The sequence below is a fragment of the Paraburkholderia sp. HP33-1 genome (assembly GCF_021390595.1).
Lineage (GTDB): Bacteria > Pseudomonadota > Gammaproteobacteria > Burkholderiales > Burkholderiaceae > Paraburkholderia.
Window position 1 is genome coordinate 420875 of the sequence record NZ_JAJEJR010000001.1, and the last position, 26719, is coordinate 447593.

A 26719-nucleotide genomic window follows, 5' to 3' on the forward strand; every position below is an offset into this window, starting at 1 on the left:
TGCAGCGTTACTTTACGCTGGCGGTGCGCTTGAGCAGCGGTGCCAGGTACTTGCCGGTAAAGCTTGCCTTCGACTTCGCGATCTGCTCAGGAGTACCCTGCGCGATGATCTGCCCGCCGCCGGCGCCGCCTTCGGGACCGAGATCGATGACCCAGTCCGCAGTCTTAATTACATCGAGATTATGTTCGATGATCACGACGGTATTACCCTGGTCGCGCAACCGGTGAATCACTTCCAGCAGCAAGGCAATATCGTGAAAGTGCAGGCCGGTGGTCGGTTCGTCAAGGATGTATAGCGTGCGACCGGTATCACGCTTGCTCAGTTCCAGCGACAGTTTCACGCGCTGCGCTTCGCCGCCCGACAGCGTGGTGGCAGACTGGCCCAGGCGGATATAGCCGAGGCCCACATCCAGCAAGGTTTTCAGCTTGCGCGCGATGACCGGCACGGCCTTGAAGAACTCATACGCGTGCTCGACCGTCATGTCGAGCACTTCGCTGATGTTGCTGCCTTTGTACTGGATGTCGAGCGTTTCGCGGTTGTAGCGCTTGCCGTGGCAGACATCGCACGGCACGTACACGTCCGGCAGGAAGTGCATCTCGACCTTCAGCACGCCGTCGCCCTGGCACGACTCGCAGCGGCCGCCCTTCACGTTGAACGAGAAGCGGCCCGGATCGTAGCCGCGCTCCTTGGCGGCCGGCACGCCCGCGAACAACTCGCGGATCGGCGTAAAGAGGCCGGTGTAGGTCGCCGGATTCGAGCGCGGCGTGCGGCCGATCGGCGACTGATCGACGTTGATGACCTTGTCGAAGTGCTCGAGACCCTCGATCGACTCGTACGGCGCCGGCTCCGTGGCCGAGCCGTAAAGATGATGCGAGACCGCGTGATACAGCGTGTCGTTGATCAGCGTCGATTTGCCCGAGCCGGACACGCCGGTCACGCAGGTCAGCAGACCCACCGGCAGATCGAGCGTCACGTTGTGCAGATTGTTGCCGTGCGCCTCGACGATGCGCAGGCGCCGCTCGTCGGGATCCTTGCGCTCGTCGGGGAATTCGATCGTGCGCGCGCCCGACATGTACTGGCCAGTCAGCGACGCCGCGTTCTGTTGCACCTCTTTCGGCGTGCCTTCGGCGATCACCATGCCGCCGTGCTCGCCCGCGCCCGGACCCATGTCGACCACGTAGTCGGCCATGCGGATCATGTCCTCGTCGTGCTCGACGACGATCACCGAGTTGCCGAGGTCGCGCAGATGCTTGAGCGTCGAAATCAGCCGGTCGTTGTCGCGCTGATGCAGACCGATCGACGGTTCGTCGAGCACGTACATCACTCCGGTGAGCCCCGAGCCGATCTGCGAGGCGAGGCGGATGCGCTGCGCTTCGCCGCCCGACAGCGTTTCCGCGCTGCGTTCGAGCGACAGGTAATCGAGCCCGACGTTATTGAGGAACATCAGACGCGCGACGATTTCCTTCACGACCTTGTCGGCGATCTCGCGCTTCGAGCCTTCTAGGCGCAGGGTCTGGAAGTAGCCGAGCGCATCGCGCAGCGGCCAGCCGCTGATCTCGAAGATGCCGCGCGCATCACTGTCCGCGCCGATGCGCACGAAGCGCGCTTCGCGACGCAGTCGCGTGCCCGCGCACGCCGGGCATGGCTGGTTGTTCTGATACTTGGCGAGCTCTTCGCGGACCGCGGACGAATCGGTTTCGCGGTAGCGTCGCTCCAGATTCGGGATGATCCCTTCGAACACGTGCTCGCGCACCGAGGTGCGGCCGCGCTCGTTGATGTACGAGAACGGAATCTCCTGCTTGCCTGAACCGTACAGCAGGATCTTGCGGACTTTTTCAGGCAAGTCTTCGAACGCGGTGTCGATGTCGAAGTCGTAGAACGCCGCGAGGCTCTGCAGCATCTGGAAGTAAAACTGGTTGCGCCGGTCCCAGCCCTTCACCGCGCCCGCGGCGAGCGACAGCGACGGATGCGCGACCACCCGCTTCGGATCGAAGAACGTGATCTGGCCGAGGCCGTCGCATTCGGGGCACGCGCCCATCGGGTTGTTGAACGAGAACAGGCGCGGCTCGAGTTCCGGCAGCGAATACGAGCAGATCGGGCAGGCGAACTTCGAACTGAACAGGTGCTCCTTGTCCGTATCCATTTCGAGCGTGATCGCGCGGCCGTCGGCGAGACGCAGTGCCGTTTCGAACGATTCGGCGAGGCGCTGCTTCATGTCCGGGCGCACGCGCAGACGGTCGATCACGACGTCGATCGTGTGCTTGTCGTTTTTCTTCAGCTTCGGCAGCGAGTCGACTTCGTAGATTTTCGCGGTGCCTTCGTTGGCGGTGCCGCCGCCCGAGCGCACGCGAAAGCGGATGAAGCCTTGCGCCTGCATGTCCTCGAACAGATCCGTGTGCTCGCCCTTGCGATCGGAGACGACGGGCGCGAGGATCATCAGGCGCGTTTCCTCGGGCAGCGCGAGCGCCGCGTCGACCATCTGCGACACGCTTTGCGCTTCGAGCGGAATCTCGTGATCGGGGCAGTAGGGCGTGCCGACGCGCGCGAACAGCAGACGCAGATAGTCGTGGATTTCGGTGACGGTGCCGACCGTCGAGCGCGGATTGTGCGAAGTCGCCTTTTGTTCGATCGAGATGGCGGGCGACAGACCTTCGATCAGGTCGACGTCCGGTTTTTCCATCAGTTGCAGGAACTGCCGCGCGTAGGCGGACAGACTTTCGACATAGCGCCGCTGCCCTTCCGCATACAGCGTATCGAACGCCAGCGACGATTTGCCGGAGCCCGAAAGCCCCGTGACAACGACGAGCTTGTGACGCGGTAGGTCGAGATTGACGTTCTTCAGGTTGTGGGTGCGAGCCCCACGAATACGGATTTGTTCCACGGATCTATTCCATGAACTGCGGAAAGGGAGACAGGCCAAACCTGCTACTATAACGACTTTTCAAGACCGCCGTTACGGCTTCCTGACAACGGGAACGAGGCGCGAGGGCAGGTTCGGGGTGAGCTGCAAAGCGGCGCTTTCGCGCCGCGTGTGCCGGCGGCCGGGGCTGTCCCCACGGGCTCGCCGCCCGGTTCATTCAAACAACGCTTCGATGTCCAATCCGTCCGCCATCTCCACACGCATGAGCGCGCCCGAATTGCGCGCGACCGTGTCGCTTGCTGCCATCTTCGCGCTGCGCATGCTGGGTCTCTTCATGATCATGCCGGTGTTCTCGATCTACGCGAAGACCATCCCCGGCGGCGAGAACGTGCTGCTCGTCGGCATCGCGCTCGGCGCGTACGGCGTCACGCAGTCGATGCTCTACATCTTCTACGGCTGGATTTCCGACAAGATTGGCCGCAAGCCGGTGATCGCCACGGGCCTGCTGATCTTCGCGATCGGCAGCTTCGTCGCGGCGGGCGCGCACGACATGACGTGGATCATCGTCGGCCGGGTGATTCAGGGGATGGGCGCGGTGTCGTCGGCGGTGATCGCGTTTATCGCCGATCTGACCTCGGAGGAACATCGCACCAAGGCGATGGCGATGGTCGGCGGCAGCATCGGCGTGTCGTTCGCGGTGGCGATCGTCGGCGCGCCGATCGTGTTCCAATGGCTCGGCATGAGCGGGCTCTTCACGCTGGTCGGCGTCTTCGCGATCCTCGCGATCGGCGTCGTGGTGTGGGTCGTGCCCGATGCGCCGAAGCCTGTGCACGTGCGCGCGCCGTTCGCCGAAGTGCTGCACAACGTCGAGCTGCTGCGTCTGAATTTCGGGGTGCTCGTGCTGCACGCGACGCAAACCGCGCTGTTCCTCGTCGTGCCGCGCATTCTCGAAGCGGGCGGGCTGCCGGTCGCGTCGCACTGGAAGGTATATCTGCCGGTGATGGGGCTGTCGTTCGTGATGATGGTGCCGGCGATCATCGCCGCCGAGAAGCGCGGCAAGATGAAGATCGTGCTGCTGTCGGCGATCGCCCTTATCCTGATCGGCCAGTTGTTATTGGGCGTTGCTCCGCATACGATTCTGAGTGTGGCGGCGATCCTGTTCGTGTACTTTCTCGGCTTCAATATTCTCGAAGCCTCGCAGCCGTCGCTGGTGTCGAAACTGGCGCCCGGCACCCGCAAAGGGGCGGCGGCCGGCGTGTACAACACCACACAGTCGATCGGTCTTGCGCTGGGCGGGATGATCGGCGGCTGGCTGCTGAAGGTGAACGGCCAGAGCGCGGTATTCTTCGCCTGCTCCGGGCTGGTATTTTGCTGGCTTATAATCGCCGCCAAGATGAAACAGCCGCCCCGCAAGGCATAACACAGCGTACTCGGGGCACGGTCCCGAATCATCCAGAACTCACCCGGCGGCGGGCAGAGGCGCTCTTCTGGTCTCGGGCCTGCCGGGCGTGAGACGCGAACCGCGTAGTGCCGCGCCGCCTGCAACAGGAATCAACAGGAGAAACTCATGGCATCCGTGAACAAGGTCATTCTGGTCGGCAACCTCGGAGCCGATCCGGAAGTCCGCTATCTTCCGAGCGGCGACGCAGTGGCGAACATCCGCCTTGCGACAACGGACCGCTACAAGGACAAGGCGTCGGGCGAGATGAAGGAAGCCACAGAGTGGCACCGCGTCGCGTTCTTCGGCCGCCTCGCGGAAATCGTGTCGGAATATCTGAAGAAGGGCTCGTCGGTGTACCTCGAAGGGCGCATCCGCACGCGCAAGTGGCAGGCGCAGGACGGCACCGATCGTTACTCGACCGAGATCGTCGCGGAGCAGATGCAGATGCTCGGCGGCCGTGGCGGCGCGTCGATGGGTGGCGGCGATGAAGGCGGATATAGCCGCGGCGAGCCGTCGGAGCGCAGCGGCGGCGGCGGTGGTGGTCGCGCGATGTCGTCAGGCGGCGGCTCGCGTGGCGGCAGCGGCGGTGGCGGCGCGAGCCGTCCGAGCGCGCCGGCTGGCGGCGGGTTCGATGAAATGGATGACGATATTCCGTTCTGAGGTCTACCTTTTTCAAAATGTAATTAAGAAGCCTGTAACCCTTGTGGTTGCAGGCTTTTTTCTTATTTGCATTTTTCGGGAAATGGCCTACTGTTTGTCGAAGGGTCTACCTTCGGGAAACGTCAATAGTGAGCGTCCGGTATGCCGTCAGAATGCAGGTGTTCGCATCGGGTGAGCGGTTCCCTCTGCTCATTGACGTTCGGACAGGCATCCCTGTATTTGACGTCACGGCGTTCACATTAAGCGAATTCCGGCAGGTCAGCCGTGCCAGCGCGACGCTGGAGCAGGTCGTGCGCTCCTGCAAGGTCTGGCTGCTTTTCGGCGACGACCACGGCGTCGACCTGTATGCACGAATGCGTGAGGGCCTTTTCCTCACCATGGGGGAACTCGATGCGCTCATCGAGATGTGCAATGAGCCGCTTGAGGCCATTGAATCCCGCGTCTGCGCTGCGCTCCCACGGTCGGCTCCGCAAAGTCGCAAGGTGACCTCGCTCGAGGCTCACCGCGCCCGTGCAAGCGCACAGCCCCAATCTGTTATCAATCGGGACTCCGCAGGCATTCGTATTCGCTACATCCACAAGTTTCTGGAGTGGCTTTCGAACAGGCATCATCTTGCGGTTACTGGCTCGCATTCTCCGCGACCGGCCTTTCTCTCTGCTCGCGACACCGTTCTTTCCGCAATGAAGGCTCGCATCCCGGATGGCCGGGGACGGAACGCTCAGGGCGGTCGTCTCGCTCTCTTGCCGGACATACAGGACCGGCTCTGGGAAGTCGTCGTTACCGGCTCGCCGGAAAATCCTTGGACGCGCCACGAAACTCAGGTGCGAAACGAACTGATTATTCGCTGGTTTATGGGATTGGGACTGCGTCCGGGTGAACTGCGCGGTGCCCGGGTGCAGGACGTTGACCTCCGAAAGAATGAATTATTTATCGCCCGGCGTGCCGATGACATCGAGGACCCCCGGGCTGCGGAGCCGAACACAAAAACAAACGACCGCCTTGTGCCGCTTTCCGTAGAACAGGCCAGGTTGACTCGCCACTACATCTTCGATGTGCGCCGCAACTACCCTAAGGCAAGAAAGCATCCGTTCCTGTTTGTGGCGACGGGCGGAGAGCCGCTCTCCAAATCTGGGCTTTACAGGATATTCGTGGTGTTGTGCGAACGGCACCCAGAACTCGGACCCATCTTCCCTTATCTCTTGCGTCATACATGGAACGACAACTTCTCGAACGAAGTGGACGAAAAGAAGATTCCACCGGAACGTGAGCAGAAGGTGCGTGCAAAACTGATGGGGTGGAAGCCGACCTCAAAGACCGCCTCGACGTACGACAAGCGCCACACGGACCGAGAGGCACGTGCGGTATCACTGAGCCTGCAGGAGAAGATGGAGCTACCAGCTGATGCCGAAGACTGAATCAGCAAGTAACGCGGTCGAACCTTATGTTGGCTATGTTCCCGAATTCGTGACGACGCGTGCTGGTGCCACATTCGAGACTCGCCATGACGTCTGGGAGGTTCGTGAGGCTGCGTTGAGAGTTCGTTTGGCATTTAACAAGCTCCCCCAGTTGTCTGTTCCGTTCAAGGCTGCTTTCCAATGCGCGCTCATCTGGTATGCAAGGAATTCCTCGCTTTGCCACTTCCACAATATGTTCCAGAGGGCCAGAAACCTGCTGGATGCAAAGTTTGCCGCGACTGGTACGCTCATCAGCAAGGTAACCTCAGTTGATATTCTCAACTATCGCTCAAGCTTGAGTCACGAAGACGAATATAAGCTTGGTGCCGTGTCAGGGTTCCTCATTAAATGGCACGAATTGGGACTCTGGGGAATCTCGGACGATGCGGTTGGCCTACTCCTGGAGATGCGGCTGACGGGAAACGCCAAGGGTGTCGACGTCCTGACTCAGGACGTAGCGAAGGGCCCCTTCACTAACTTGGAACTAGAGGCGTTGCAGCAGGCCTTGAATCAAGCATATGGGAAAAAGCTTGTTACGGAGGGGGAATTTGCCCTGTGCTGGTTGTTCATGGCGCTGGGTCAAAGAGCAGTGCAGTACTCGTATCTGAAAGCGTGCGACGTGAAGGAAAAGGTCCGAGAGGACGGCGTCATCAGCTATCAGTTGCGTATTCCTCGGGCAAAAAACCGTACGGACAAGCCCCGTATCGAATTCACTGAACGTGAACTGACACCGCAGCTCGGAAGGCATCTCGCTCGGTACGCCAAGCGGGTCAAAGAAGCGTTTGTGGGTCGAATCGAAAATGCGGACGAGGCTCCGCTGTTTCCTTCTGACGCTGTTGGCGACGCGCCCGCCGGATTTGAGTTTCACCAGACCTCCGAAGAAATTGCCGAGGCGATGGTTCGCGTAATGAGCAGCCTGGGCGTCATCTCCGAACGGACCGGCGACTACGCGAAAATCGGTGCCAAGCGTTTCCGTCACACGATTGGAACACGAGCCGCGCAGGAGGGGCATTCCGAGCGTGTCATTGCCGCGCTACTGGACCATATCGATACACAGCATGTCGGCGTCTACGTAAAAGCTACCCCTGCTATTGTCAAACGTATTGACAAGGCTATGGCGATGACAATGGCGCCCTATGCCCAGGCGTTCGCGGGAAAGCTCATCGCCGGACCTTCCTATGCGACCCGTGCGTTCGACCCCGCGAGCGATATAAGGGCGCCCCAAATGCTTGCATCCTTCGACGGCATGTCCAGCTGCGGGAAATATGGCTTCTGCGGCTTCTCCAAGCCCATTGCCTGCTATACCTGCGAGAGCTTTGAGCCCTGGTTGGACGGGCCACACGAGCTGGTCCTGGACTTCATGCTCTCTGACCGCGAACGGAAGATGAAGACCTGTGACCCACGCATCGCATCAATCAACGACCGGACCATCTTTGCGATAGCGGAGGTCATCCAGTTGTGTGCAGCGGTACGGGCCGAGAGCGACGTCGCCGGTAGCGGCGATGCCACCATTGGTTTCGACTTTACTGACGCCAACGACAGCAGCAAGGACCCGGAAGATGCCGATGACTGAAATCATCACGTTCGTACCTCGGGCCGAGCTCGATGCCCAGCAGAACCTCGATGCCTTCGTGGACGCCTGTCGCAGCCAGCTGACGATATTCGGCGCCAACCTCGACTTCGAGGCGAATAAGTGGGTCACTGGCATTGAGCTGAAGGGCAAATACCACCCGTTGAGGCTTACTTATAGCAATCTCGAAACCTGCAAGAAGCGAGAGCTTGTCATGATGGAGGAGCCCTTCCGCACCTTTAGCAAAGCCTTCATGCGCTATCAGCAGGGCGTGCGACCGACCAAGGCGGTGGGAAACCGTTTGGCCGCGTTGCGCGTTATTGAAGCGGCACTCGTTGAAACAGGGATGGCCAATCCACTGGCGATTGATGCAGATGTCCTTAACCGGGCCGCGCAGCTGGCCCAAGCCCGGTTTGCTCCGGCCAACGCCTATCGAGTTGGTACGCAGATTGAGATGGTAGGGACGTTCCTGACCAGTAAGCGGCTGACCGTAGGTCTTTCCACCTGGCACAATCCAATCAAACGCCCTGGCGAAAGCGACAACAAGGTGGGAGAGGACGCGGACGCGATTCGCATTAGCAAGTTGCCCTCGCCAGCGGCCCTTGACGCACTGCCCCAGGCGTTCCGTTTGGCACGCAAACCCGCAGATGTGCTCGTTTCGTCGGTGACTGCCATCTTTGTTTCCGCCCCTGACCGTATAAGCGAGGTGCTACTCCTTGCGGAAAACTGCGAGCACACTGAGCCCGATGAAGATGGCACGCTCCGGTATGGCCTTCGTTGGTTTCCGGCGAAGGGCGCGGAGCCGATGATTAAGTGGATTGTGCCGTCGATGGTCGACGTGGTTAAGGAAGCTATTGCCAGGATTCGGAAGCTCACCGCTGAGGCGCGCAAGGTTGCTCGCTGGTACGAGACACATCCTGGAAAAATCTACCTCGCCACCGACGAACTCAAGAAATTGAGGCGCAAAAAATGGCTGACGGCGCAAGAGGTCGGCGATATTCTGTTTGCTTGCCCCGCCGGCACCAACGCAGTTCGCACTTGGTGCAAGGCAAACGGCGTGCCATTTCAGGAGGGGCAACCCCAGAAGCACTGGGTCCGGTTAGAAGATTTGCAGTCTGCGGTGCTAAGGCAGCTGCCACCCGGCTTCCCAGTAATGAACAAGGCACTCGGTCTGAAATACAGCGAGGCGCTGTGCGTTTTGCAACGAAATGCACTGGCTACAAAACAACGTCGGTCCAACTGCCTTATCGACCCTATAGGCCAGAACATCATACACAACCGCCTCGGTTCGCGGTCGACGACCGGCGTCGAATCTGTCTTCGACAGTTGCGGACTCTTCGAGCAGGACGGTAGTCCCATCCGCGTCCATTCACACCAGTTCCGGCACTACGTTGATACCTTGGCGCAGATGGGTGGCATGAGCCAGCTGGACATTGCCAAGTGGGCGGGCCGGAAAGACGTCCGGCAGAACGAAGTTTACGACCACGAATCGACGCAAGCGCTTCTGAAGCAGGCACGCGAAATCGTTGGTAATAGTAAGCGCATGTCGGGGCCGGTCGTTGCTTCGGCGCGAAGGGTGCTCATTGAGCGTAACGCCTTCGGAAACCTCAAGATACCCACAGCTCATACGACAGATTTCGGCTACTGCGTCCATGACTTCGTCATGACACCATGCCCGATTCACGGGGACTGCGCGAACTGTGATGAGCAGGTATGCATCAAAGGCGACCTGGAGAGCGAAACTCGGATACGGCAATCGTTCTCGGAAGCGACCCGGCTTCTCGATGACGCGGAGCGGGCAGCGGCAGATGGCGATTATGGCGCGGCGGAATGGGTAAAACATCATCGTGCGGTCCATTCGAAGCTGGCGGCGCTGGTCGCGGTTCTGGACAATCCACTGGTGCCGGTCGGAGCGGTTATCCGGTCGACGCCGGAGGGAGTGGCATCTTGGCTTGAGCGTGCTCAGGAGACGCGAGACCAGGCGCAGGCTTTGGATGACACGCCTCTTGCGTTGAGCAACACCCCGAGCGCTGAGGTGGAGCAATGAAGCGTACGAGGATGCCAAACCTTGATGACGCTGCTATCGGGCGGATTGTGCAAATCCTCGATGGCTGGAGCGGCAAGCTCACTTGGCAGCTTCTCATCGATGCAATCCAGCACCGTTCGAAACAACGATATACGCGACAGGCGTTGTACTCTCACGAGCGGATTCGCCAAGCGTATGGGGGGCGAAAAAAGGCGCTGTCCACCGACAAGCCTGCAATGGGCGTGTTTGATGGACCACCTGAGCTCAAGATAGCGCTCGATGAGGTTGCGCGACTGACTGCCGCGAATGAGCGCCTTGAAAACGAAAACAACCGGCTTCTCGAACAGTTCGTGCGGTGGACGTACAACGCGAGCAAGAAGAACCTGACTGAGGAACTGCTCAACCGGCCATTGCCACCGGTGGACCGGGAGCGCAGCGATGCACCCCGTAGAGGCGGGCGTGCTCAACCAGTAAAGCGGGGCTAGCCATGCCTAGTGGACAACAGCTCTCGGAACAGAACCTGACGACATTCACCGTGTGGCTCGCCAGCAAGACCGATGCAGAGTTCCGTGCCATGGTTAGCCGGGGTGTCCTATCGCGGAAAGAAATTGCGAAGGAATGCGGTTTCGCACAATCCGCGCTCAATCAGAATCCGCGCATCAAGGCCGCGCTCAAGGCCAAGGAGGACGAGCTCCGGGAAAGCGGGATATTGCCTGCTCTTGCGGACGAAGGGTCCGCGGGCGCTGCCGGATTGCCTATGCGCAAGCCTGACACGTCACGTGCTGCTGTAAGCGCCGAACATGTCAGGCGGTTGGAGTCAGACCTCGCCGCAGCTCGCGCAGAGCTCAGCGAGGTCAAGCGCAAGCTTGAACGCTATGAACTGCTCGACGAAGCGCTGGCGACGACGGGGAGGTTGCTGCGTTGACCACTTCGCAATTACTGCGAGTCACCTCTGTGCGCAGCCGGGGCATTCGTGGCATCGGAGGATGTATCTTCTCGGGCGCACCTATCAGCTCAAGCGGCGAGACGCTCGACGCAGGCGCTTACCTCGTCGTGCGCGCCTCCTTCTCCATGATTGGTAACAATCGTGTTGAGGTGGGCCAGTGGTGGCATGTGACCGGCGAGTGCCGCAGCCGGACTAGCAACATGAACGGCTATGCACTTACGGAACTGCAGATTGAGGCGTCCGAGCTTGAGTTTCGACTCCCGTCTGGTGAGCACATCATTACGTTGATGGCTGAAAGCGATGAGTTCCGGAGTATCGGCTACGTGAAGGCGCGCACGCTCTGGGAGACGTTTGGCCAGCGGCTGTACGGCCTGCTTGATGAGGGGGACGTCGAGTCACTTTCCGCCGTGCTCGCTCCAGACATTGCGCAAATCGCAGTCACCGCGTGGGCGACACTTGGCGATACGCGAAACCTTCAATGGCTTCAGGGCAAAGGGTTCGAGACACAGGTCGGCCGCAAGTTGCTGAAATTCTTCGGTACCGACACAGCTGCAAAGATTGCAGAAGACCCTTACCGCCTCGTTAGCTTCTGCGGTACATGGAAGGCCGCTGATGCGTTTGCCCGTTCCAGGTTCAATATCGGAATTGACGACCACCGACGGTTGCGCGGTGCGGTCGAGGAAGCGCTGTATCGCATCTTCGCTTCCGGACACACCTGCGCTTCGCGCGCCATGCTCATTGAGCGGCTCGTTGGCGTTCTTGGTCCCCAGACCCCGAAGTTCCGCTGGCGTTCGCTCATCGACGCATCGCTCGACCAAGGACTTTGGAACGGCAGCTACGTAGTCGGAGCAGATGACACGATTCACCCGACCGGGCCGCTAGTCATGGAAACAGCGGTTGCGTCTGCTATCGCTGGACGCATCTTGGACACCAGTGTCGCACCGCTCGTCGACGACCACGAACTTCCGGTGCTCATTAAGCGATACGAATCGGCCGAAGGCATCTCCCTGAACGACGAGCAGCGGGAAGCGATACGAATCGCTGCAACTGAGACATTCGCTGTCATCACCGGCGGCGCAGGTGTTGGCAAAACCACGGTGCTCAAGGCGGTGTACCCGCTGTTCGACCGGGCTGGAATCCGCATCTGCCAGATGGCGCTGGCTGGCCTCGCTGCCAAAAGGATGCAGGAGGCTACCAGTCGCGCAGCATCGACGATTGCCGGATTCCTCAAGAACGTTTCGCGCGAAGACCTGGACAGCCCGACTGTGGTCGTTGTCGATGAAGCGAGCATGATTGACATCATTACGATGTACCGTCTTTGTAGCGTCCTGCCCAGGCATGTCCGATTGCTTCTCATCGGTGACCCGTCGCAGTTGATGCCTGTGGGGCCCGGGCTCGTATTGCATGCGCTGGTGGGTCTGCCGCAGGTCGCCTCTTCTGAGCTGAAGGTCGTCAAGCGATATGGTGGCGAAATTGCTCAGGCGGCACTCTCTATCCGCAATGGCATCTGGCCAACGTTGGCAACTGACAGCACCTCGCCCATTGCCATGGTGGAGTGCCGGAACACCTCTTACGACGGGGATAACAGCCTGGCTGCAATCGTCTTGCGTTTGTACCGCACAGACCCGGAAAACACCCAGATACTGTGTTCGCGACGCAGTGGCGCAGATGGAACTCGATGGTTGAATTCGCTTTGCCAGAAAGCTTTGGCGGACGATTCTCCAATGCTTGCGTGGAGTGGCGAACATGAGTCGTTTGCCCATACCGGTTTCAGGTTGGGTGATGCAATCCTTTGCACGAGAAACCTGTGGAGCTATGGTCTCCAGAATGGCTCTCTCGGACGCGTTGTTCAGGTCGATGACGCGCCTCGGGCGCCGGACGACGACGAAACGGACGAGGCGCGTCCGGTACTTGGGTGGATTTTATGGGACGACGGCGAACGTCGCCCGGTCCACGAGGAAATGCTTGACGACCTCGAGCTGGGATACGCAATTACGGTTCACAAGGCGCAAGGTTCGCAGTGGCCTCGCGTGATTGTTCCCGTTACCGGAAACCGTCTGATGGACCGGACGCTGCTTTACACCGCCGTCACCCGGGCCCAGCAACAGGTCATTCTGGTTGGAAGCGCCGAGGCCGCCAAGGCTGCGGTAGAGGCTCTACCAAAAGCACATCTGCGACAGGTCGGATTGACGGCGCTCCTCCTGGGGCACCTTCAGTCACCGTCCTTGCAGCTAGTGAAGTGTCAACAACGGTTCCCGTCGTAACCATTTATTGACATCGGTGTAGAGTCCTCCGCCGGAAACGGCTTCACTCACTCACATCCAAGGCTATTTGCGTTTTTAGGTAACCATAACCATTCTAACCACCCGGCTCAATACCGACCCGACCAGCTTCCCGCTGATCGACACATCAAGAAAGGCCCGCTCTTAAGAATGCGGGCCTTTCTGTTTCCAGGTTTTTTCCGCCACACGCGCAGAGCATTCCCAAAAACTCACCGCCTCAAATGCTCCAACGTATCCCGCAACGGCATACTCGAAATCACGATCGACCCGGTAAACGGCGTATCCAGATCGACGATCACATAAATCGCCGAAGCAATCGACACGGCCCCCAGTGATATCGTCACCAGCGCCAACGCATTGCGCGGCGCGATCAACCCGAAGCTCAGAAAAATCACGCCTAGCCAGAACGTCAGCATTGTGAAGAACGGCCGCGAAATCGAGCTGTGCGCTTCCTCGATGAGTTTCCAGCGCGCATCGATGACGCGCCGGTACTGCGTCAACGCGTCATCGAGCGCACGCTGCTGCAACGAATCCTGCGTGCGCAATCGCCGCAACTCGCGGCCCACCGCGGTCAGCATGTCGCCAAGCCGCACGCTTTCGAGTTGTTGCGAATTGTCCGGCGCACCGAGCTCGCGCGGATAGTCGCCGCTCGGTGCCGGCTCCTGCGGCCACGTCGATGCGATCGCCGCCGCCGTGTACTGGCGCAGCACGCGCCGCGCTTCGTCGGCCGCGCTGCCAAGCTCGCGCAGCGTCGTGTCGAACTCGATCAGCTCGGCCGCATAGGTGCGCATATCGTTCGACGCGGTATCGAAGCTCGATTTCGCCGATGCCGTCAGCAAACCCAGCACCAGCGCCGCGAACGTCACCAGCATGCCAATCACCAGTTGCACGAGCTGCACGGTCTCGTGCGCCTTGTGCTCCTCCGGCAGCAGCGGCCGCACCCCGACGCCGATGCCAGTAGCGATCAACAGCAGCGCGAACACGAGTACGGCCGAACCGATTTCCGACATGCGAGCGCTCCGGGCAGGAAGGGGCTTCGAGGCATTACTGATTTAACGCAAGCGGCGCCCGCGATCAACCATAAAGTTTCCGTGGGGCGCGCCGTTGTCCCTCAATGAGGTGTTTGCTTAATTTTCAGTCAGGTTGCGGACCGGGCCAATCGGCGTGGGCGCAGCATGCGTGGCCGGCACCATCGGCCGGGCAGCCCAAGGAGACCAGTCCGATGTTGAAAAATCTGTCGATTCGCACCAGCCTCACCCTGATGATCGTGTTCTTCGGCATCGTGCTGCTGCTCGGCGCGGCCGCGGGATTGTTGTCGCTGCGCTCGTCGAACGCGTCGCTGCAACAGATGTACACGGTCGACACGCCAGCTGTTGCCGACCTCGAAGGCAGCTCCGGCCAGTTGCTGCGCCTGCGGCTCGCGCTGGCGACGTACGCATCGCTCGTCGCGCTGAACGATCAGGACGGCGCGAACGCCGTGCTCAAGCGCTTCGATCAGTACCGCAAAGCCTCCGACGAGCGGCTCGCCCACTATCTGAGCCATGCGGGTACGGATGCCGCCGAACAGCGCCTGATCGCCGGCATGCAGCAGCAGCGCGACGCGTTCCTGCACGACGGCGTCGAGCCGGCGCTCGCCGCGCTGAAGTCGAGCGACACCAACGCATTCCAGCAATTGCAGGCGCACAAGCTGCCGTCACTGTACAGCGCGTACGAGAAGGCCATGCTCGCGCTCGAGCAGCTGCAGCTCGATCACGGCGAGCAGCGCTATAAGGACGCACAAGACCTGTTCTACGCCATCAGTATGGCGGTGGCGATCGGCATGGTGCTGTCGCTGATTGGCGGCTTGCTCGCCCGCTTCGTGCTCGTGCGTTCGATCGTCACGCCGGTCGATGCGACGATCGCGCAGTTCCAGCGTATCGCCAACGGCGACCTGAGCGGCCGCGTCGAGCTGCACAGCGACAACGAAATGGGCCGTCTCGCGGCCGCGCTGCGCAGGATGCAGGAGTCGCTGATCGCGACCGTGAACGCGGTTCGTCAAGGCACCGAATCGATCGATACCGGCGTCAGCGAGATCGCAGCTGGCAATGCCGACCTGTCGCAGCGCACCGAGGAGCAGGCCGCGGCGCTCGAGGAAACGGCCGCGAGCATCGAGGAACTGACCTCGACGGTCAAGCAGACGGCCGACAACGCGAAAGAGGCGAGTTCGCTCGCACAAGGTGCCTCGACACTGGCTGCGCAGGGCGGCGAGCTGACCGGGCAGGTGGTCGGCACGATGCAGGGCATCGTCGACGATTCGCGGCGGATCGCCGATATCGTCGGCGTGATCGAGGGGATCGCGTTCCAGACCAACATCCTCGCGCTGAATGCCGCAGTCGAAGCGGCGCGCGCGGGCGAGCAGGGACGCGGCTTCGCGGTCGTCGCGAGCGAAGTGCGCTCGCTCGCGCAGCGCAGCGCAGCGGCGGCCAAGGAAATCAAGGGCTTGATCGACGCGTCGAGCACCCGCGTGGAGCAGGGCTCCCAGCTCGTCGAACGCTCGGGCTCGACGATGAACGAGATCGTCGGCGCGATCGCGCGTGTCAGTTCGATCATGGGCGAAATCGCGGCGGCGGCGCTCGAACAGAGCACCGGCATCGATCATGTCAATCGCGCGGTCGGTCAGATGGACGAAGTCACGCAGCAGAACGCGGCGCTCGTCGAGCAGGCGGCCGCGGCGGCGGGATCGCTGGAAGATCAGGCGCGGCGCCTGTCGGCGGCGGTGGCGGTGTTCCGGACCGGGAGCGAGTCGCGTGGCGGTGCTTCGGCGCGCCGCGCGAAGCCGGCCGGTGAGCGGCGGCTGGAAGGCGAATTTGCTGCTGCGTGATGCGAGCGGTGGCGCTGCGCCGCCGCTCACCGCCCACTACGGCATCGCCGCGTAGTACCGCGCCACGGCATCGATTTCCTCGGGCGTCATCTGCCGCGCGATATGGCGCATCTGCTCGTTGATGTCGTTGTGCCGTTCGCCCGACGCGAACGCGTGCAACTGCGCGGCCAGATAGACCGACGATTGTCCGCCGAGCCACGGCGCCGCGCCCTTCCGATCGAGTTGGCCATGACACGCGGCGCACGGCGCGATATTGCGTTGCGGATCGCCCTGCATCACGAGCCTGACCGCGGTCGCATCGGGGCCTTCGCCGGCCCGGGCCTTCTCGACCGCCGCAGCGCGTGGCAGCGACGCGTAGTAAGCCGCCAGATCGTGCAGATCCTGGACGCTGCGTGCCGCGATGATCGGCTGCATGACCGCGCTCGGCCGCTGGCCGCTCTGGAAGTCGCGCATTTCCTTGTAGATCACATCGGCGTACTGCCCGGCGAGCGGAGGTGCGGTGACCTGCCCGTTGGCGAGTACACCGTGACACATCGAGCAGTGCTGCGTCGCGAGCGTTGCGCCACGGCCGATCGCATCCGCCATCGGGTGACCCTGGTCCGAAGGCGGCAACACGACGACGTCACTCGGCACCTGGCTGGTCGCCTTGCCGCTGTACCAGCTCGACGGCACGCCGGCGGCGCCGCAAATTCTCGCCCACAGGCTGAGGTCGCCGAACGCGGTGCTCGTTGACGGCAGCCACACGAAGCCGATCAGGATCGAGACGATCGCGATCGCGATCGTACCGCCGACGCTCCACACGAACCACGGATTGCGCAGGGTGAAGAGGCGTTCTTCGTTCATCGCTGTGCCCCGATGACGACAGCCGGCACTGAAGTCTGCGGCAGTCTGAGCAGCTGGACGATCGGGACGCTGTAATTGACGACCGTGAGCCCGATCATCAGCGCGACCCACAGGCCGAAGCTGTTGAGCGCGACGGGCACGCGCTCGACCGGGTGCGCCGCGCTCGCGAAGCGGAACGCCGGCGGCTCTTCCACGGGGCCGAATTGCGACTTCGCGAGGATATAGACGAACAGCAGGCCGGATACCAGCAGGACCAATCCGCCGAGCGCCGACACAACGACCCAGAATCCCTGCCCCTGCATGCCCGCCATGGCGTAGTCGTAATAGGCCATGCGGCGCGGCGCGCCGAGCAGGCCGACCCAATGCCACGGTATCGTGACCACCATCATGCCGATGAACCACATCCACAATTGCGTGCGCACCAGTTTCGCCGACACGATCGCGCGGCCGGTCAGTTGCGGCCACAGTTCGTACGCGATCGCGAAGTACATGATGACGATCGCGCCGCCGAAAATCAGGTGGAAGTGGCCGGTCACCCATTGCGTGTTGTGCACGGTCGAGTTCATCTGATAGCTCATGTTGATGAGGCCGCCCGCGCCGCCGAAGCCGAGCATCACGAACGAGAACGCGAGCACCAGCATCATCGGATTGCTCCACGGCAGTGCGGTGAGCCAGCCGAGCGCGCCCTTGCCGCCGCGCAGCCGGCCGGCGATTTCCACCGACGCGCAGATCGTGAACACGGTCAGCAGCGTCGGCACCGACACCATGCCCGTGAACACCGCGTGCAGGAACTTGAAGCCCGCGCCGACCTGCGGATCGACGAACAGGTGATGGATGCCGATCGGCATCGCGAACACGAGGAACAGGATGAACGACACACGCGCCATCGAATCGCTGTAGAGCCGTCCGCCGATCGCGCGCGGCACTAGCGTGTAGTACGCGATGTACGCCGGAATCAGCCAGAAGTAGACGATCGCGTGCAGCGTCCACGAGAACAGCACCCGACCGAGGCCGGCGTCGATCGTGTGGGCAAAGCCGAGCGCGACGGGCAGGATCTGGAACAGGATCTCGAGCGCCGCGCCGATCGCGGTCCATGCCCACAGGTACGCGCCCGCGACGTTCGCGAACATTGCGAGCGGAACGGGCTTGCCGGGATTGGCGCGCTTCCAGATGCGCAGGTTCACGTGCATCAGCGCGACCCAGATCCACGAGCCGACCACCACGAGCACGACGCCGAGGTAGTAGAACGGACTGCCGATCATCGGCGGATAGAACGTGAAGAGCACCGAGGCCTGGCCGAGCGCGACCGGCACCATCGCCATCACCGCGCCGACCACCAGCATGACGAGCGCAGCCCACGCCCATTTGAGGCCGACGAGGCGCTGCGCGAGCGCGAGCTCGACGATCGCGTAGCCGAAACCCATCGCGACCAGCGTCGGCAACACGTAGGCCATCATGGTGCCGTGCGCGGTCACCGATCGATAGTACAGCTCAGGGTCGCCGATCCACGGCAATAGGGGACTGCGCACCAGCATCTGCCACGCGCCGAGGCACAACGCGATCGCGAACGTGATGAAGGCGATCCAGAAATGCGCGAGTACGAGTCGCTTAGCGTGGAACACAGCTCAGTCTCCGTGATTGTCGGGCCTGTTCGAAAAAGGCGGCTTTGTCGATCACCTTCACGTGTGCCCACATGGTCTGATGGCCGAAGCCGCAGAATTCGTGGCACGGCATCGCGTGATCGGCGGGATGGTCGAACTGCGTGTTCAGCGTCGCGACGTAGCCGGGCACGACCATCGTGTTGATGTTGGTGTCGATGACGAGCAGGCCGTGTATGACGTCGGCGCTGGTGGTGCGGATCGTGATCGGCGTATCGGCGGGCACGAGCAGGCATTGCGGCGTGAACGAGTACTGTTGCGCGATGAAGCGCACGATCACCGAGCCGTCCGGCTGCACCGCGCTGCCGAGATTGTCCTCGGCGAATTCGCCGGAAAGCTGCAGGCGCGAGGGGTCGACGGTCTCGACGCGCGACGGCGGCATCATCGCCCAATGCACGCCCGAGAACACGATCACGGCAAGCATCAGCAGGATCAGCGCGACCGCGAAGATCGCCCAGCGCCGCTCGGCGCGCAACGCGACCGCGTGGCCGCTACCGGGTTGATGAGAAGAGTCGGTCGACATGGTCAGTGGATGATGCCGCGCGGCAAAAACGCGAAAAAGTAGAAGGCGAACCAGATCGCCATCACGATCACCGTGGAGACGCCTGCCAGTGCGATCGCGCCGCGAGGACCGGCCGCGACGACGTGTTCGACTTCGTCGTCGGTCGGCGGGGCGGCACTGTACGGGTCCTTCGCTTTCATGTGGTTGGTTCTCCTATGCGGTGCCTCGGTGGTGTGCCTCGAGGCGGCGCCTCAATGCAGTGGCGCCTTGCGCAGCTCGTTGACCTCGTGGGCCGTCACCGGCAGGCCGTGATTGCCCCACGCGGTGCGGATGAACGTGACGACGGCGGCCGCCTCGGTGTCGTTCAGCTCCTGGCCGAACGGCGGCATGCCGAACGGCTGCGGATTGCGTTCCGTTCCCGGCGGGAAGCCGCCGTTCAGCACGATGCGGATCGGGTTGACGGCCGAGTCCATTTCGATCGACTGGTTGCTCGCGAGCGGCGGGTAATGGGGCAGCTGTCCCTCGCCATTGTCGCCGTGGCAGATCGCGCATTTGTCCGCGTAGATCTGCTTGCCGAGTGCGAACACCTTGGGGTCCGGCGTCGCGCTCGGGCCGGTCTTGCGGCTTTGAACGTCGGGCAGTGACTTCAGATAGACGCCGATCGCCCGGATGTCCTCGTCCGTCAGGTATTGAAGGCTGTGATAAGTGACTTCGGCCATCGGACCATAGACTGCGCCGCGTTTGGAGATGCCCGCCTGCAACAGATCGACGATGTCCTCGATGCTCCAGTCGCCGAGCCCGCCGTCCTTGTCCGAGGTCAGCGACGGCGCGTACCAGTTCTCCACCGGAATCAGGCCGCCCGCGAACTGCTCGCGCGGCGACGAGCCGCCCAGCATGTTGATGCGGGTGTGGCACAACGTGCAGTGCCCGAGCCCTTCGACCAGATACGCGCCGCGATTCCATTCGACCGATTTGGTCGGATCGGGCTTGAACTCGCCTTCGCGGAAATAAAGGGTGCGCCAGCCGTACAGCAGATCGCGCTGATTGAACGGGAAGCGCAGCGTGTGCGGCCGGTTCGGCTGACGCACCGGCTCGACGGTCTTCAGGAACGCGAAGATCGCATTCGAATCCTCGCGCGTGACCTTCGTGTACTGGGCGATCGGCATGGCGGGGTAGATCAGCGAGCCGTCCGGCTTTTTGCCCGTGCGCATCATGTTGAAGAACGCGTCCTCGCTCCAGGTGCCGATGCCGTACTGCGGGTCCGGCGTGATGTTCGGCGAGTACAGCGTGCCGAACGGCGTTTCCATCGCGAGGCCGCCGGCAAACATCCTGCCGCGCGGCGCGGTGTGACACGCGATGCAGTCGCCCGCGCGCGCGAGGTATTCGCCGCGTTTGACGATGTCGGGGCGCGTGTCGGTGCCGGCGCCGGCTGTCGCGGTCGTGGCGCCCGTTTGAGCGACTTGGGGCGAGGCGGCATGCGCTGTCGTGGCGAGCGGTGCGTGGACCAGCAACGCAAGCGCGAGGCTGCCGGTCGCAAGGACGCTGGCCATGCTTGCCGGGCGCAGCCAACCGGGCGGGCGAAGTGTCGGCTTCATTGCGGTTGGCTCCCGCAAGCGAGGGGCAGCCGCGCGGCGGATGCCGGTGCGGGCCGGGGATCGTCGGGGCGCGGCTGGCGCGCGAGCCAGTTCGATACCGCGGAGATGTCGCTGTCGTTCAGCTTGACCGCGATCGTGTGCATGCAGTCCGGCGCGAGCGCGTGGCGGGTGCCCGAGCGCCAGGTGCCCATCTGTCCGGCGATATAGCTCGCGTGCAACCCGAGCAGGCCCGGAATGCCGGGCTGCGTGCCGGTCATGCGCGCGCCGTGACAGGCGATGCACGCCGGTATGCCGCGCGCAGGGTCGCCATGCTTGACGAGCTTTTCGCCGGCGGCAAGCAGCTTCGACGATACGGCGGCGTGATCGGATTCGGGGTAAGGCGGCTGCAGGGCCGCGAAATACTCACTGATCTGATGCAGGTAGTCGTCGGGCAGGTACGCGAGCAGATAGCCCATCGGCGGATAGGTGCGGCCGCCGTCGCGAAATGCGATCAGCTGATTGAACAGGTACTCGGCCGGTTTGCCGGCGATGCGTGGAAAGTAGTCGTTTTTGCGGCCCTCGCCCTGCACGCCATGACACGACGTGCAGGCGCGCACGCGCTGGTCCATCGCCGTAGGATTCGCGCCGGCCGCTGCATCGGTGGCCGCGAAAGCCGCGCCGCTCCACAGCGCGTGGAGCGCGCATAACGCGAACAGCACCGAAGAGCCGATAGTTTTGCGATACACACCGGGCCTCGTTGGGGAACGTTCTTATTGCTCGATTTATTTACCCTGCGCGCGTGTGCGGATTGCCTTATGAATCCGGAAACGACGCATCACGGGACTACCTGTTCTTATCTGACTTGCTATTAACCGCTAATCGGAACGGGCTTGTTCGGGACCGCGAAGTACAGATGCGCAATGATGATGCAATTGTCAGGCCAAAACTTTGATCTGCGACAATGATCCGCGCTGGATGCGCCTGGGACGGCGGCTTTCGGGCTGCAAGGCACAACCCATGAGGCGCTGAAAAAACGCGCGATACCGAGTGGCAGCGTGCAGCAATTTATCGGACGCGTCAATAGAGAATGCAAAGCAAACCAGGCGTTCCGATAATCGTGGTCGACGCGGATGAAGGCGCGGCTGCATAGGGTTTTGTTGCAGCGCGGGCAATTGATCTCAATGGATCACGTGAATGTGATTATCTGATGTCGATCGATCAATTTTGCTATGAATTGCTTTTGCGCCTGTATCTGCGTCTCATTCGCGCTGCTTCACATTTTGCGCAAACGCCGGTGCGTGTCATGCGAAGAGCCGCACGAGCGCCTCACGCGCATTGCTGACGAGTTCGCTTTCGCCCGGACGTCGCGGCAGCAGATGAAACTCGATGGCAGGCAGCGAGGGCAAGCCGATGTTCGCGGCACACGCCGCCACGCCGCCGCCGAGCGACGACTCGTTCAGACAGGAAATGCCAAGCCCCGCCTTCAGCGCGAGCTGCAGGCCCGCGACGCCGGACGCCGAATGCGACACCACGTAGGCCACCTTGTGTTCGTCGAGCAGCTTGACGACGAAGCGCTGCAACTGACACGTCGACGGCAGCAGCACCAGCTGAAACGGTGCGGCGGGGCGGCTCGCGGCATCGGCGCAACTGGCCCACAACAGCTTTTCGCGGCGCACGACGATGCTCGGGGCACCGGCGCTGGCGCCGCGCGCGCGCGTCTGGCCTGTCACGAGGCGCGCCGACAGACCGATATCGAACGACGCGTGATCGTCCGCGCCGCAGTCGATCACCGCGCTCGGCAGCACGGTCACGTGCAGCTTCAGCCGCGGATGCTGTTCCGAAAACGTCTTCAGGATGCGGGCGATGTCATGCGGCCGGTAGTAGTCGGTGATCGCGATGCGCAGTTCGCCGTCGAGCGAGCGGCCTTGCAGATCGTCGAACGCCGCTTCGCTCATCGCGATGATGCGGCGCGCGTGTCCGAGCAGACGCTCGCCCGCGGGCGTCGGACTGACGCCCTGCCGGCCGCGCACGAAGAGCGGCTGGCCGGTGCGTTCCTCGAGCTTCTTCAACTGCTCACTCACCGACGATTGCGACAGGAACACGCGCTCGGCGCCCGCCGAAACGCTGCCCGATTCGGCGACGGCGACGAAGGTCCGCAACTGCGCAAGATCGAAACCACGTTGGCTCATGATTCGGGTTTTCCGATGGCGGTGATCTGAAATTCCGGCTTTTCCGATGGAATGCCCAGCCGTAGCATACCCCCGAATGACTTGCGGAGGGTGTGATGGAGAACGGATCCATGGCAGTGGCGCGCGGCGCCGGCGAACGCGGCGCGAAGCATCGCTGGAAGGTGCTGGGCGTAGGCTTTGCCGCAAACGCGAGTTTTTCGGCGGCTTTTTCCGGGATCCCGACGACCGCGGTGTTCCTGCGCTCGGACTACCACCTCGGCAACCACGAGCTCGGCCTCGTGCTCGGCATGCTTGGGCTCGGCATCGCCGTCAGCGAGTTGCCGTGGGGGCTGCTGACCGACCGCTGGGGCGACCGTCGCGTGTTGCTGCTCGGGCTGCTGTCGACCGCGGCCGCGCTTGCCGGTCTTGCGCTGTTCGTGTCGCCGGGCGGCGCGCATGTGCCAGGCACCGCGCCGCTCGCGCTCGGGCTGCTGCTGGTCGGACTGCTGGGCGGTAGCGTCAACGGATCGAGCGGCCGCGCGGTGATGGCGTGGTTTCGCGATGGTGAGCGCGGTCTCGCGATGAGCATCCGTCAAACCGCCGTGCCCGCGGGTGGCGGACTCGGCGCACTGGCGCTGCCAGTGCTCGCCTCGCGCTTTGGTTTTGCGAGTGCTTATGGGGGACTCGCGTTGGCGTGCGCGATCACCGCGTGGTTCGCGTGGGTGTGGCTGCACGAGCCCGCGCACGCCGACGACGCGTTTGCGGCCGGCGCGCAGAGCGCAAACACCCCCAACGTCAGCGCGCCGCCAGCGATTTCGCCATTGCGAGACATCGCGATCTGGCGCGTCGCGCTCGGCGCGGGCGCGCTGTGCGTGCCGCAGATTGCCGTCATCACGTTCGGCACGGTGTTCCTGCACGACTTCGGCCGTGCCGGCGTGTTCGCGATCAGCGCGACGATGGCCGCTGTGCAGAGCGGCGCCGCGATCGCGCGGGTCTGGAGCGGCGCGTGGACCGACCGGCGCGGGAATCGTCGCGCGTATATGCGGACATGCAGTCTGTTGACCGCCGTGCTGTTCGTGCTGCTCGCGCTCGCGACCGGGCTCGTCGGCCTGCATCGCGCCGGGAGCGTCGTGCTGTTCGCGCTGATGATCGTGCTCGGCGGCGTCTGTGCGTCGGCGTGGCACGGCGTCGCGTTCACCGAACTCGCGACGCTCGCCGGTACGCGCCGCGCGGGCACCGCGCTCGCGATGGGCAACACCTGCGTGTTCCTCACACTGTTCCTGACGCCGCTCGCGATTCCGACGCTGCTGTCGATCGGAGCATGGCCGCTGGTGTGGGCGGTCGCGAGCGCGTGCGCGTTGCTCGCGTTGCCGGTGTTTCCGCGCGTGGCGTCGACACGTGCGATGCGCGCTTGTGATGCGACATGAATGGCAGTGCGCAAATTGCTTTGTAGAACTGCAAATTATCCCAATGCTTCAGCCGGATTCGGAAGGCTCCGATTGTCGTGATTGTGTGAGGGTGATGAGATGGCTTCTCCGGCGCGGCGCCTGAGTGCCGCGACGCAGGTCGATGCACGCACGGTAATTCCTGCGCACATACCCACCACTCATATAACGAGCGAAACCAATCGTGGCGAATCTACGAATCATTCTGGCGGACGATCATCCGTTCGTCCTGCTTGGCCTGAAATCGACACTGGAGAGGTACGAAGGACTGTCCGTCGTCGGTCAGGCGAGCGCGCCCACCGCGTTGATCGCCATGCTGCAACACACGCGGTGCGACGTGCTCGCCGTCGATCTTTCCATGCCGGAGCCCGCCGGAGGGATCGGCGACGGACTCGCCTTGATCCGACACATCCGCCGCACGTGGCCTTCATTGCGCGTCGTCGTCGTGACCGCGCAGACGAACGCCGCGATGTTGCGCGTCATCGCCTCCGATGGCGCCGTCAGCGTGATCGGGAAAACCGACTCGCTCGACGAATTGCCGCGGGCCATCAGCGACAGCGCGCGCTACCTGGGCCGCTCGGTGGCCGAAACGCTTGCGTGTTCGCAGCAGGACAACGGTGTGCTCGTGTCGGCACTGCTGTTGTCGAAGCGGCAGACCGACATCCTGCGCAGGCTGGTGAACGGCGAGTCCATCGCGCAGATCGCGACGGCGCTCGGCTGCCATCGCCGCACGGTGAGCCGGCAAAAACGCGAAGCGATGGCGCGGCTTGGCGTCGCCGACGATCCCGCGCTTTTCTCCTGTGTGCGCGCCTGCGGCACGCTCCTGCTGGAACCCTAAGCATCCGGTAAACGCTATTCGGTCGATTTCAGAGCGTTCTTATGTTGGTCGCAAAAGAAATGCTCGACCATTCAGTGAGCGCCGGTCATACACAACAAGGTGTCGGGAAATGAAAGTATCGTGGAGCGCCAGACGATGAACCTCATGGCTGCATCAGGCACGCCTGTTCGAACGATCATCGCGGACGATCATCCGTTGGTTCTGCTGGCTATAGAAAATCTGATTGGCAATTATCCCAACCTGAAGGTGGTTGGCCGCGCGGCAGATGTCGCCGAACTGTTTATCGAAGCCGACCGCAGTCCCTGCGATCTCGTGCTGATGGACCTATACATGCCGGGAGGGCACAACGACAACGGGTTCGAAGCCGTGAGGCAGTTCAAGGCACGCTATCCCAACGTCGCGCTCGTCATTTTGACAATGGAAACGGAGGCCACGACGCTGCGCAAGGTGATGTCGCTCGGCGTGAATGGACTGCTGAGCAAGCGCGACCGCATCGATCTGATTCATGTGGCGGTGGTCATGGCGCTGGCGCGCGAGTGTTATGTCGGTCCGGCGGTGCGCGCCATGCTCACCGACGTCACGCTGGCGCAACGGCGCGACTACGTGCGCGCCACATTGTCTCGCCGCGAGTTCGAGGTATTTACGCAGTACGCGTCGGGACTCGGGGTCACGGAAATCGCTATTCGGCTGGGGCGTAGCGTGAAGACGATCAGCGCGCAAAAGTGCATGGCCATGCGCAAGCTGTCGCTGAATAGCGAAGCCGAATTGTTTCGTTTCGCCGTCGAATATGGAGTAGTGCCCGAAGGGCATGGTAGCGACCGCTAACCGGGCGGCAACCTGCTGCGCAGGCGCGCAGCGAATGTATCGGCATAACCGGGGACACATTTCGTGCGGTATGCCGATCGACAATATAAGAAAGCCACGCAAAAGAATGACCAACAAGATATACGTCGTCGTGGCGGACGATCACGACTGCGTTCGTGAGGGCGTCCGATCTCTGCTGCGCGACAAGCCGAATATCGAAATCGTCGGCGAAGCGGCCGACACCGATAGTCTCGCGAAGCTGCTCGATGCCTGCGCATGCGACGTCGTCGTGTCGGACATCGGCATGCCGGGACTCGACGGAGACAGCAGCGCGGTGCCGCTATTGCGTCGCCTGTTGCGGCGCAAGTCGCACCCGCACGTGGTCGTGCTGACTATGATCGAGCGTGCACACGTCTTGACGGGCTTGCGCAATATCGGTGTGACAGGAATCGTCGACAAGCGCGACGCCGCGAGCGCACTGATCGACGCAATCGAGGCCGTTGCCGCCGGGCGCACTCATCTATCGGAGCAGGTGATGGCGGTACTCGCGGCTGCCGATCCTGCGCCGCCCGGTCGCGGCGGTGCGATGAGCGCGCGCGAGTGGGAGGTGTTTCAGCTCTATGCGCGAGGCCTCGCGGTGCACGAAATCGCCACGCGTCTGCGACGTAGCGACAAAACCATCAGCACGCAAAAGCGCAGCGCGATGCGCAAGCTCGGACTGGAAACGGAAGCCGATCTGATCGACTACGCCGCTCAGATCGGGCTCGTATGAGGCGCTGTGATACTCA

Annotated in this window: 22 protein-coding genes; 13 read left to right on the forward strand and 9 right to left on the reverse strand. The window is 62.4% G+C overall.

The features are described 5' to 3' along the window. Positions 1 to 7: 7 nt before the first annotated feature. On the reverse strand, positions 8 to 2881 hold the full coding sequence (uvrA, locus tag L0U81_RS01985) for an excinuclease ABC subunit UvrA (protein ID WP_233799918.1): 2874 nt from the start codon (positions 2879 to 2881) through the stop codon (positions 8 to 10). Between the two features lie 211 nt (positions 2882 to 3092). On the opposite strand from uvrA, the gene L0U81_RS01990 reads away from it, so the two are divergent. The 8 genes from L0U81_RS01990 to L0U81_RS02025 all read left to right on the forward strand — a co-directional run bounded on the left by L0U81_RS01990 (position 3093) and on the right by L0U81_RS02025 (position 13221). Next, positions 3093 to 4280, forward strand: a complete 1188-nt coding sequence (locus L0U81_RS01990; protein WP_233799919.1) for an MFS transporter — start codon at positions 3093 to 3095, stop codon at positions 4278 to 4280. 147 nt (positions 4281 to 4427) lie between these two features. Then, entirely contained in the window at positions 4428 to 4961 is a 534-nt protein-coding gene (locus L0U81_RS01995; protein ID WP_233799920.1) for a single-stranded DNA-binding protein, read from the forward strand. Positions 4962 to 5113: 152 nt separating this feature from the next. Then, complete coding sequence (locus tag L0U81_RS02000; RefSeq protein ID WP_233799921.1) at positions 5114 to 6376, forward strand: tyrosine-type recombinase/integrase; 1263 nt, start codon at positions 5114 to 5116, stop codon at positions 6374 to 6376. Beyond that, on the forward strand, positions 6363 to 7988 hold the full coding sequence (locus L0U81_RS02005; protein WP_233799922.1) for a site-specific integrase: 1626 nt from the start codon (positions 6363 to 6365) through the stop codon (positions 7986 to 7988). The genes L0U81_RS02000 and L0U81_RS02005 overlap by 14 nt, the downstream gene beginning before the upstream one ends. Further along, a complete protein-coding gene (locus L0U81_RS02010; RefSeq protein ID WP_233799923.1) occupies positions 7981 to 10032 on the forward strand; it encodes an integrase in 2052 nt (683 codons plus the stop codon). Before L0U81_RS02005 ends, L0U81_RS02010 begins: the two co-directional genes overlap by 8 nt. Before the next feature lie 11 nt (positions 10033 to 10043). Then, positions 10044 to 10496, forward strand: a complete 453-nt coding sequence (locus L0U81_RS02015) for a hypothetical protein (protein WP_233799924.1) — start codon at positions 10044 to 10046, stop codon at positions 10494 to 10496. Positions 10497 to 10498: 2 nt separating this feature from the next. Continuing rightward, on the forward strand, positions 10499 to 10936 hold the full coding sequence (locus L0U81_RS02020) for a VPA1267 family protein (RefSeq protein WP_233799925.1): 438 nt from the start codon (positions 10499 to 10501) through the stop codon (positions 10934 to 10936). After that, positions 10933 to 13221, forward strand: coding sequence for an ATP-dependent DNA helicase (locus tag L0U81_RS02025; protein WP_233799926.1), 2289 nt, complete (start codon positions 10933 to 10935; stop codon positions 13219 to 13221). The genes L0U81_RS02020 and L0U81_RS02025 overlap by 4 nt, the downstream gene beginning before the upstream one ends. 227 nt (positions 13222 to 13448) lie before the next feature. On the opposite strand, the gene L0U81_RS02030 is transcribed toward L0U81_RS02025, so the two are convergent. Further along, on the reverse strand, positions 13449 to 14249 hold the full coding sequence (locus L0U81_RS02030; protein ID WP_233799927.1) for a bestrophin-like domain: 801 nt from the start codon (positions 14247 to 14249) through the stop codon (positions 13449 to 13451). Positions 14250 to 14461: 212 nt separating this feature from the next. On the opposite strand from L0U81_RS02030, the gene L0U81_RS02035 reads away from it, so the two are divergent. Further along, positions 14462 to 16099: a methyl-accepting chemotaxis protein gene (locus tag L0U81_RS02035; protein WP_233799928.1), complete on the forward strand. Its 1638-nt coding sequence runs from the start codon at positions 14462 to 14464 to the stop codon at positions 16097 to 16099. A 36-nt stretch (positions 16100 to 16135) separates the two neighbouring features. Here the strand turns inward: L0U81_RS02035 and L0U81_RS02040 are convergent, their stop codons facing one another. From L0U81_RS02040 to L0U81_RS02070, 7 genes are all read right to left on the reverse strand, one after another. Next, entirely contained in the window at positions 16136 to 16942 is an 807-nt protein-coding gene (locus L0U81_RS02040; RefSeq protein ID WP_233799929.1) for a c-type cytochrome, read from the reverse strand. Further along, the gene (locus L0U81_RS02045; protein ID WP_233799930.1) at positions 16939 to 18564 is read right to left on the reverse strand and encodes a b(o/a)3-type cytochrome-c oxidase subunit 1; all 1626 of its coding nucleotides are present in this window, start codon (positions 18562 to 18564) and stop codon (positions 16939 to 16941) included. Before L0U81_RS02045 ends, L0U81_RS02040 begins: the two co-directional genes overlap by 4 nt. Next, on the reverse strand, positions 18551 to 19123 hold the full coding sequence (locus tag L0U81_RS02050) for a cytochrome C oxidase subunit II (RefSeq protein WP_233799931.1): 573 nt from the start codon (positions 19121 to 19123) through the stop codon (positions 18551 to 18553). Before L0U81_RS02050 ends, L0U81_RS02045 begins: the two co-directional genes overlap by 14 nt. Positions 19124 to 19125: 2 nt before the next feature. Continuing rightward, positions 19126 to 19302: a hypothetical protein gene (locus L0U81_RS02055; RefSeq protein ID WP_233799932.1), complete on the reverse strand. Its 177-nt coding sequence runs from the start codon at positions 19300 to 19302 to the stop codon at positions 19126 to 19128. 51 nt (positions 19303 to 19353) lie between these two features. Further along, the gene (locus L0U81_RS02060) at positions 19354 to 20697 is read right to left on the reverse strand and encodes a c-type cytochrome (protein ID WP_233799933.1); all 1344 of its coding nucleotides are present in this window, start codon (positions 20695 to 20697) and stop codon (positions 19354 to 19356) included. Continuing rightward, positions 20694 to 21422, reverse strand: a complete 729-nt coding sequence (locus L0U81_RS02065) for a c-type cytochrome (protein WP_233799934.1) — start codon at positions 21420 to 21422, stop codon at positions 20694 to 20696. Before L0U81_RS02065 ends, L0U81_RS02060 begins: the two co-directional genes overlap by 4 nt. 555 nt (positions 21423 to 21977) lie before the next feature. Next, complete coding sequence (locus L0U81_RS02070) at positions 21978 to 22865, reverse strand: LysR family transcriptional regulator (RefSeq protein WP_233799935.1); 888 nt, start codon at positions 22863 to 22865, stop codon at positions 21978 to 21980. Between the two features lie 95 nt (positions 22866 to 22960). Here L0U81_RS02070 and L0U81_RS02075 point away from each other — a divergent pair, with 95 nt between their 5' ends. The 4 genes from L0U81_RS02075 (at position 22961) to L0U81_RS02090 (ending at position 26703) form a co-directional block, all read left to right on the forward strand. Next, entirely contained in the window at positions 22961 to 24271 is a 1311-nt protein-coding gene (locus tag L0U81_RS02075) for an MFS transporter (protein ID WP_233799936.1), read from the forward strand. Between the two features lie 202 nt (positions 24272 to 24473). Beyond that, the gene (locus L0U81_RS02080) at positions 24474 to 25127 is read left to right on the forward strand and encodes a response regulator (protein ID WP_233799937.1); all 654 of its coding nucleotides are present in this window, start codon (positions 24474 to 24476) and stop codon (positions 25125 to 25127) included. Between the two features lie 135 nt (positions 25128 to 25262). Then, the gene (locus L0U81_RS02085) at positions 25263 to 25952 is read left to right on the forward strand and encodes a response regulator transcription factor (protein WP_233804181.1); all 690 of its coding nucleotides are present in this window, start codon (positions 25263 to 25265) and stop codon (positions 25950 to 25952) included. 106 nt (positions 25953 to 26058) lie between these two features. Further along, positions 26059 to 26703: a response regulator transcription factor gene (locus L0U81_RS02090; protein ID WP_233799938.1), complete on the forward strand. Its 645-nt coding sequence runs from the start codon at positions 26059 to 26061 to the stop codon at positions 26701 to 26703. Positions 26704 to 26719: the final 16 nt, after the last annotated feature.